The organism is Vicinamibacterales bacterium (assembly GCA_035699745.1).
Lineage (GTDB): Bacteria > Acidobacteriota > Vicinamibacteria > Vicinamibacterales > 2-12-FULL-66-21 > JAICSD01.
Map to the genome: position 1 here is coordinate 1 of DASSPH010000075.1, position 6,550 is coordinate 6,550.

9 protein-coding genes are annotated in these 6,550 nt (G+C 66.7%); all 9 read left to right on the top strand.

Annotated features, from left to right (window positions below; all coding sequences use genetic code 11):
* Window positions 1-1,863, top strand: a 1,863-nt coding sequence (gene fusA, locus VFK57_18765; GenBank protein ID HET7697763.1) for an elongation factor G, incomplete at its 5' end; no start/stop codon positions are given.
* Window positions 1,864-1,996: 133 nt separating this feature from the next.
* A complete protein-coding gene (gene rpsJ / locus VFK57_18770) occupies window positions 1,997-2,332 on the top strand; it encodes a 30S ribosomal protein S10 (protein ID HET7697764.1) in 336 nt (111 codons plus the stop codon).
* A gap of 92 nt (window positions 2,333-2,424) precedes the next feature.
* Entirely contained in the window at window positions 2,425-3,144 is a 720-nt protein-coding gene (gene rplC, locus VFK57_18775) for a 50S ribosomal protein L3 (protein HET7697765.1), read from the top strand.
* 16 nt (window positions 3,145-3,160) lie between these two features.
* On the top strand, window positions 3,161-3,784 hold the full coding sequence (gene rplD, locus VFK57_18780) for a 50S ribosomal protein L4 (GenBank protein ID HET7697766.1): 624 nt from the start codon (window positions 3,161-3,163) through the stop codon (window positions 3,782-3,784).
* A 15-nt stretch (window positions 3,785-3,799) separates the two neighbouring features.
* Window positions 3,800-4,090 (top strand): 50S ribosomal protein L23, encoded by a 291-nt coding sequence (locus VFK57_18785; GenBank protein HET7697767.1) that lies wholly within the window; start codon window positions 3,800-3,802, stop codon window positions 4,088-4,090.
* Window positions 4,091-4,185: 95 nt separating this feature from the next.
* Entirely contained in the window at window positions 4,186-5,010 is an 825-nt protein-coding gene (rplB, locus tag VFK57_18790; GenBank protein ID HET7697768.1) for a 50S ribosomal protein L2, read from the top strand.
* Window positions 5,011-5,109: 99 nt separating this feature from the next.
* Window positions 5,110-5,436, top strand: coding sequence for a 30S ribosomal protein S19 (rpsS, locus tag VFK57_18795; GenBank protein ID HET7697769.1), 327 nt, complete (start codon window positions 5,110-5,112; stop codon window positions 5,434-5,436).
* Window positions 5,436-5,927: a 50S ribosomal protein L22 gene (rplV, locus tag VFK57_18800; GenBank protein ID HET7697770.1), complete on the top strand. Its 492-nt coding sequence runs from the start codon at window positions 5,436-5,438 to the stop codon at window positions 5,925-5,927. Before rpsS ends, rplV begins: the two co-directional genes overlap by 1 nt.
* On the top strand, window positions 5,928-6,550 hold a 623-nt coding region (gene rpsC, locus VFK57_18805), incomplete at its 3' end, for a 30S ribosomal protein S3 (GenBank protein ID HET7697771.1).

The window sequence follows — 6,550 nt, forward strand, 5'->3', positions numbered from 1 at the left end:
GACTTCACCGCCGAAGTCGAGCGCTCGCTGCGCGTGCTCGACGGCGCGGTCGCGGTGTTCGACTCGGTGGCCGGCGTCGAACCGCAGTCCGAGACGGTGTGGCGCCAGGCCGACAAGTACCGCGTGCCGCGCATCTGCTTCGTCAACAAGATGGATCGCATCGGCGCCGACTTCCGCCGCACCTTCGATCAGATCGTGACCAAGCTGGGCGGCAACCCGGTCGCGATTCAGCTGCCCATCGGCGCCGAGGACAAGTTCATCGGCGTGGTCGATCTCATCAAGATGAAGTCGATCACCTACAAGGACGAGACGATGGGCGCCGACTACATCGTCGGCGAGATTCCGGCCGACATGCTCGAGGAGGCCAGGCACTTCCGCGAGCAGCTGATCGAGAAGGTCAGCGAGGCGGACGACAAGATTCTCGAGAAGTACCTCCACGGCGAAGACATCACCGAGGAGGAGATCAAGGCGGCGCTGCGCAAGCGCGTCAACGCCTCGGTCCACACCGAAGGGGAGAAGGCGGAGCCCGCCTTCGTGCCGGTGATCTGCGGATCGGCGTTCAAGAACAAGGGCGTGCAGCCGCTGCTCGACGCGGTCGTCGACTACCTGCCGTCGCCGGTCGACGTGCCGGCGATCAAGGGCTTCAATCCCGACAAGGGGCCGGAGGCCGTCGAAGAGCGTCCGGCTGCCGACGACGCGCCGTTCGCCGCGCTCGGCTTCAAGATCATGACCGATCCGTTCGTCGGTCAGCTGACGTTCATCCGCGTCTACTCGGGCGTGCTCACCGCCGGGTCGACCATCTACAACTCGACCAAGCAGCGGAACGAGCGCATCGGCCGCCTGCTGAAGATGCACGCCAACAAGCGTGAAGAGATCAAGGAAGTCTACGCCGGCGACATCGCCGCGGCGGTCGGGCTGAAGAGCGTCTCGACCGGCGACACGATCTGCGATCAGAAGAAGCCGATCGTGCTCGAGTCGATGGACTTCCCCGAGCCGGTCATTCAGCTCGCGATCGAGCCGAAGACCAAGGCCGACCAGGAGAAGCTCGGCGCCGGCCTGCAGAAGCTGATGGCGGAGGACCCGACGTTCCGCGTCAACACCGACCAGCAGACCGGACAGACCGTGATCGCGGGCATGGGCGAGCTGCACCTCGAGATCATCGTCGACCGGCTGAAGCGCGAGTTCAGCGTCGAGGCGACGGTGGGCCGTCCGCAGGTCGCCTACAAGGAAACGCTCACCCGTCCGGCTGACGGCGAGATGAAGTACGCCAAGCAGACGGGCGGCCGCGGGCAGTACGGCCACGCCAAGATCCACGTGTTCCCGGGCGAGCCGGGGACCGGCTACGTGTTCGAGAACAAGATCGTCGGCGGCTCCATCCCCAAGGAATTCATCAAGCCGATCGACGAAGGGATCAAGGAAGCGCTCACCCGCGGCGTGCTCGCCGGCTATCCGATCGACGATGTCCGCGTCGAGCTGTACGACGGTTCGTACCACGACGTCGACTCGTCGGAAATGGCGTTCAAGATCGCCGGCTCGATGGCGTTCCAGGACGCGGCGAAGAAGGCCAAGCCGGTGCTGCTCGAGCCCGTGATGCGGGTCGAGGTGGTCGTCCCCAAGGAATACATGGGGGACATCATGGGCCAGATCTCGAGCAAGCGCGGCCAGATCCTCTCGCAGGACGAGCGCGGCGGCTCGCAGATCATCAACGCGCGGGTGCCGCTGGCCGAGATGTTCGGCTATGCCACGGATCTCCGCTCACGCACCCAGGGGCGCGCCAGCTACTCGATGCACTTCGATCGGTACGAGCAGGCGCCCAACAACGTGAGCGAAGAGGTCGTGGCGCGGGTGCAAGGAAAGACGTAGGGGAGACTTCGCCGTCAACTCCCAACGGGCAACGCCCAATTCCCAAAACTCCCAGGCGCTGACTGGGAGTTGGGAGTTGGGAGTTATTCGGGAGTTGGAAGTTGGTCGTTGGGAATTGACAGGATTCAGATAAATGGCTTCACCTTTTAGCGACAAGATCCGCATCCGACTCAAGGCCTACGACAGCCGGGTGCTGGATCAGTCGACGACGGAGATCGTGGACACGGCGCGGCGCACCGGGGCGCGGCTGGCGGGGCCGATTCCGCTGCCGACCGAGAAGAACAAGTGGACGGTGCTGCGCTCGCCGCACGTCGACAAGAAGTCGCGCGAGCAGTTCGAGCTGCGCACGCACAAGCGGCTGATCGACATCTTCGAGCCGACGCCGCAGACGGTGGACGCGCTGATGAAGCTGGATCTGCCGGCTGGCGTGGACGTCGAGATCAAGGCGTTCGGCAAGGAACACAAGTAGCTGCCGGCTCCCGGCCTCCGGCCAGCGGCTGGAAGCGGGACGCGGGTAGCTGGCAGCTGCTGGAAGCTGGCAGCGGGAAGCTGGAAGCGGACATGGTGAACGGAATCATCGGTAGAAAAGTCGGCATGACGCAGCTGTTCGCGGCTGACGGCACCGTCACGCCCGCGACCGTCGTCAAGGCCGGCCCGTGCGTCGTGCTGCAGGCGAAGAACGCGCAGAGCGACGGCTACGAAGCGGTGCAGCTCGGCCTGGTCGAGGACAAGCCGGCCAAGGTGAACAAGGCGCTGGGCGGCCACTACAAGAAGGCCGGCAACGTGCCGCCGACGCGGGTGCGCCGCGAGGTGAAGGTGGCGGCGGGCGGCGAGGTCGCGCTGAAGGCGGGCGATCAGGTGCTGGTCGGCGGCGTCTTCAAGGACGGCGAGCGCGTGGACGTCATCGGTCTCAGCCGCGGCAAGGGCTTCCAGGGCGTGGTCAAGCGCCACAACTTCCGTGGCGGCGCGGCGACGCACGGCTCGATGTTCCATCGCGCGCCCGGATCGATCGGCGCCTCGTCGTTTCCCTCGCGCGTCGTGAAGGGGATGCGGGCGGCGGGCCGGATGGGCGGCGATCGCGTCACCGTGCGCAACCTGAAGGTGGTGCAGGTGGACGGCGACAACAACCTGCTGCTGATCCGCGGCGCCGTACCGGGCGCGCCGGGCACCTACATCATGGTGCGCAAGGCGGTCGCGGCGAAGCGGGAGCCGGCGCCGCAGGTCGAGAAGCCGGGCAAGACCACCGTCGCGAAGAAGGCCGCGGCCAAGGGCAAGAAGTAGCAGCTGGGACGCTGAGATGAAGATAGACGTTGTGAACAGCGAGAAGGCCACCGTGGGCAGCCTCGATCTCAAGGACGAGATCTTCGGCGGCCGCGTGAAGACCGATCTGATCTGGGAGGCGGTCGTCCAGGAGAACGCGGCGGAGCGCCGCGGCACCCATGCGACGAAGAACCGCGCCCTGGTCAGCGGCTCGGGCAAGAAGCCGTGGCGCCAGAAGGGCACCGGGCGGGCGCGCGTCGGCGAGATCCGCAATCCGCTGTGGCGCAAGGGGGGCACCGTGTTCGGCCCTCAGCCGCGCAGCTACGACTACGCGCTGCCGCGCAAGGTGAAGCTCGGCGCGCTGCGCTCGGCGCTGGCCGCCAAGCTGGCGGACGGCACGCTGACCGTGGTCGACAAGCTGGCGGCCGGCGCGGACAAGAAGACCAAGGCCACCGCGGCGATGTTCAGGACGCTCGGCGCGCGCGGCAAGACGCTGGTGATCGACGTGACCCACGACGAGGCGTTCACGCGAACGGCGCGCAACATCGCGGGCGTCACGTTGAAGGACAGCGCCCGGGTCACGGCCCGCGACGTGATCGACACGGATCATGTGATCGCCACGAAGGCGGCGCTCGAGAAGCTGCAGGACAGCCTGGGATAGCTGCGGGAAACGGTCATGAAACAGACAGAGATTATCCGCCGTCCGCTGATCACCGAGAAGACCACGCTGCTGCGCGAAGACGGGCGCACGCTGGTGTTCGAGGTGGCGCCGGGCGCGACCAAGATCGACATCAAGCGCGCCGTCGAGAAGCTGCTCGGCGCCAAGGTGGCAGGGGTGCGCACGGCGCTGGCGCACGGCAAGGTGAAGCGCCAGGGGCGCTTCGTCGGCCAGCGGTCGGACTGGAAGAAGGCGTATGTAAAGCTCAAGGAAGGCGAAAAGATTCCTGAGTTCTTGGAGGGCGCCTAGGCCAACGTCCAGTTCCCACTGCCCAGCTCCCAACCTGCAGACGACGTTGGGAATTGGCAGCTGGTCGTCGGGAATTGACAGCGACAGGGTTTTATATGCCGATCAGAAAATACAAGCCGACGTCACCCGGCCGGCGGTTTCAAACCGTCCAGACGTTCGACGACATCACCACCACCGAGCCGTACAAGCCGCTCGTCGAGCCGCTGAAGCGGACCGGCGGTCGCGACAACCACGGCGAGCTCACCTCGTGGTGGCGCGGCGGCGGGCACAAGCGCAACTACCGCGTGATCGATTTCAAGCGCGACAAGCGCAACATCCCGGCGACGGTGTCGACCATCGAGTACGACCCGAACCGCTCGGCGCGGATCGCGCTGCTGACCTACGCCGACGGCGAGAAGCGCTACATCCTGCACCCGGTCGGCCTCACCGTGGGGACGACGATCGTGGCGGGAGACAACGTCGACATCCTGCCGGGCAACTCGCTGCCGCTGAAGAGCATTCCGCTGGGCACCATGGTGCACAACGTGGAGCTGCGGCCGGGCCGCGGCGGCCAGATCGCGCGCAGCGCCGGGTCGGGCGTCCAGGTCGTCGCCCGTGAAGGGGAGTACGCGTCGGTCAAGATGCCGTCGGGCGAGATCCGCAAGATCAACATCGAGTGCTACGCCACCATCGGCCAGGTCGGCAACATCGATCACGAGAACGTGTCGATCGGCAAGGCGGGGCGCAGCCGCTGGCTGGGCATCCGGCCGCACGTCCGCGGCGTGGCGATGAATCCGGTCGACCATCCGCTCGGCGGCGGTGAAGGCAAGACGTCGGGCGGCCGCCACCCGGTGTCGCCGTGGGGCGTGCCGACCAAGGGGTACAAGACGCGCAACGCCAAGCGGACCGATCGGTTCATCGTCACGCGGAGACCGAAGTAGCAGCCTTCGGCTGCCAGCCGCCAGCCCCCGGCTGCCAGCCGGTTGTGGCGAGGCCAGAGCTGGAAGCCGGGAGCTGGTAGCTGGGAACTGGTAACGGATATGAGTAGATCGCTGAAAAAAGGACCTTTTGTCGACGTCCCCCTCCTCGAAAAAGTCGAGGTGATGAACCGCAGCGGCGACAAGAAGGTCATCAAGACCTGGTCGCGCCGCTCGACGGTCATCCCCGAGATGGTGGGACACACGATCGCGGTGCACAACGGGCGGAAGTTCATCCCGGTGTACGTGACCGAGAACATGGTCGGGCACAAGCTCGGCGAGTTCGCGCCGACGCGGCTGTTCAAGGGACACACCACCAAGGCCGACAAGGCCGCGGCGGTGGCGCCGGCGGCGGGCGCGCCCGCGGGCGGCGGCAAGGGAGGCGCGTAATGGCAATCGAGGCCCACGCCACCGCGAAGTACGTGCGCACCTCGGCGCAGAAGGCCGGGCTGGTGCTGGATCTGATTCGCGGCCGCGACGTCAATCACGCGCTCGCGACGCTGCGGTTCGCGCGCAAGGGCGTGGCGCGGGACATCGAGAAGGTCCTGCGCTCGGCGATCGCCAACGCCCAGAACAAGGACGGCTTCGCCGGCGACGTCGACCGGCTGTTCGTGGCGGCGTGCTTCGCCAACCAGGGGCCGTCGCAGAAGCGCATCCGCCCCGCGCCGATGGGGCGCGCGTTCCGCGTCGTGAAGCGCACCGCGCACCTGACGGTGAAGGTCGCCGAGAAGCCGGTGAAAGTGTCCGCCCCCGCGCCCGGGACCGACGCCGAGGGCGCGGCGCCGAGACCGCGGCGCAAAGGTGCGGCCCCGAAAAAGAAGGCCGCCGCGGCGGCGCCGCGGGCCAGGTCATCGGCGAAGAAGAAAGAGGCGAAGGCGTAAATGGGTCAGAAAGTCCATCCGCACGGATTCCGGCTCGGCTTCAACAAGACCTGGCGCTCGCGCTGGTTCGCCGACAAGGACTACGCGAAGCTGCTGCACGAGGATCTCAAGCTGCGCGACACGCTCAAGGCGCGCTTCGCGCACGCCGGGGTGTCGAAGATCGAGATCGAGCGCGCCGCCAACAAGCTGAAGATCGACATCTACACCTCGCGGCCGGGGATCATCATCGGCCGCAAGGGCACGGAAGTCGACAAGCTGAAGACGGAGATCCAGAAGAAGACCAACCGCGAGGTCTTCATCAACATCCAGGAGATCCAGAAGCCCGAGCTCGACGCGCAGCTGATCAGCGAGTCGGTGGCGATGCAGCTCGAGAAGCGCGTCGCCTTCCGCCGCGCGATGCGCAAGGCGGTCGAGTCGGCGCTGCGCTTCGGCGCGCGCGGCATCAAGGTGCGCGTGTCGGGCCGGTTGAACGGCGCGGAAATCGCCCGCTCCGAGTGGTACCTGCACGGCCAGCTGCCGCTGCAGACGCTGCGCGCCGACATCGACTACGGCTTCGCCCAGGCCTTCACCACCTACGGCGCCATCGGCGTGAAGGTGTGGCTCTACAAAGGCGAGCGCCTGGC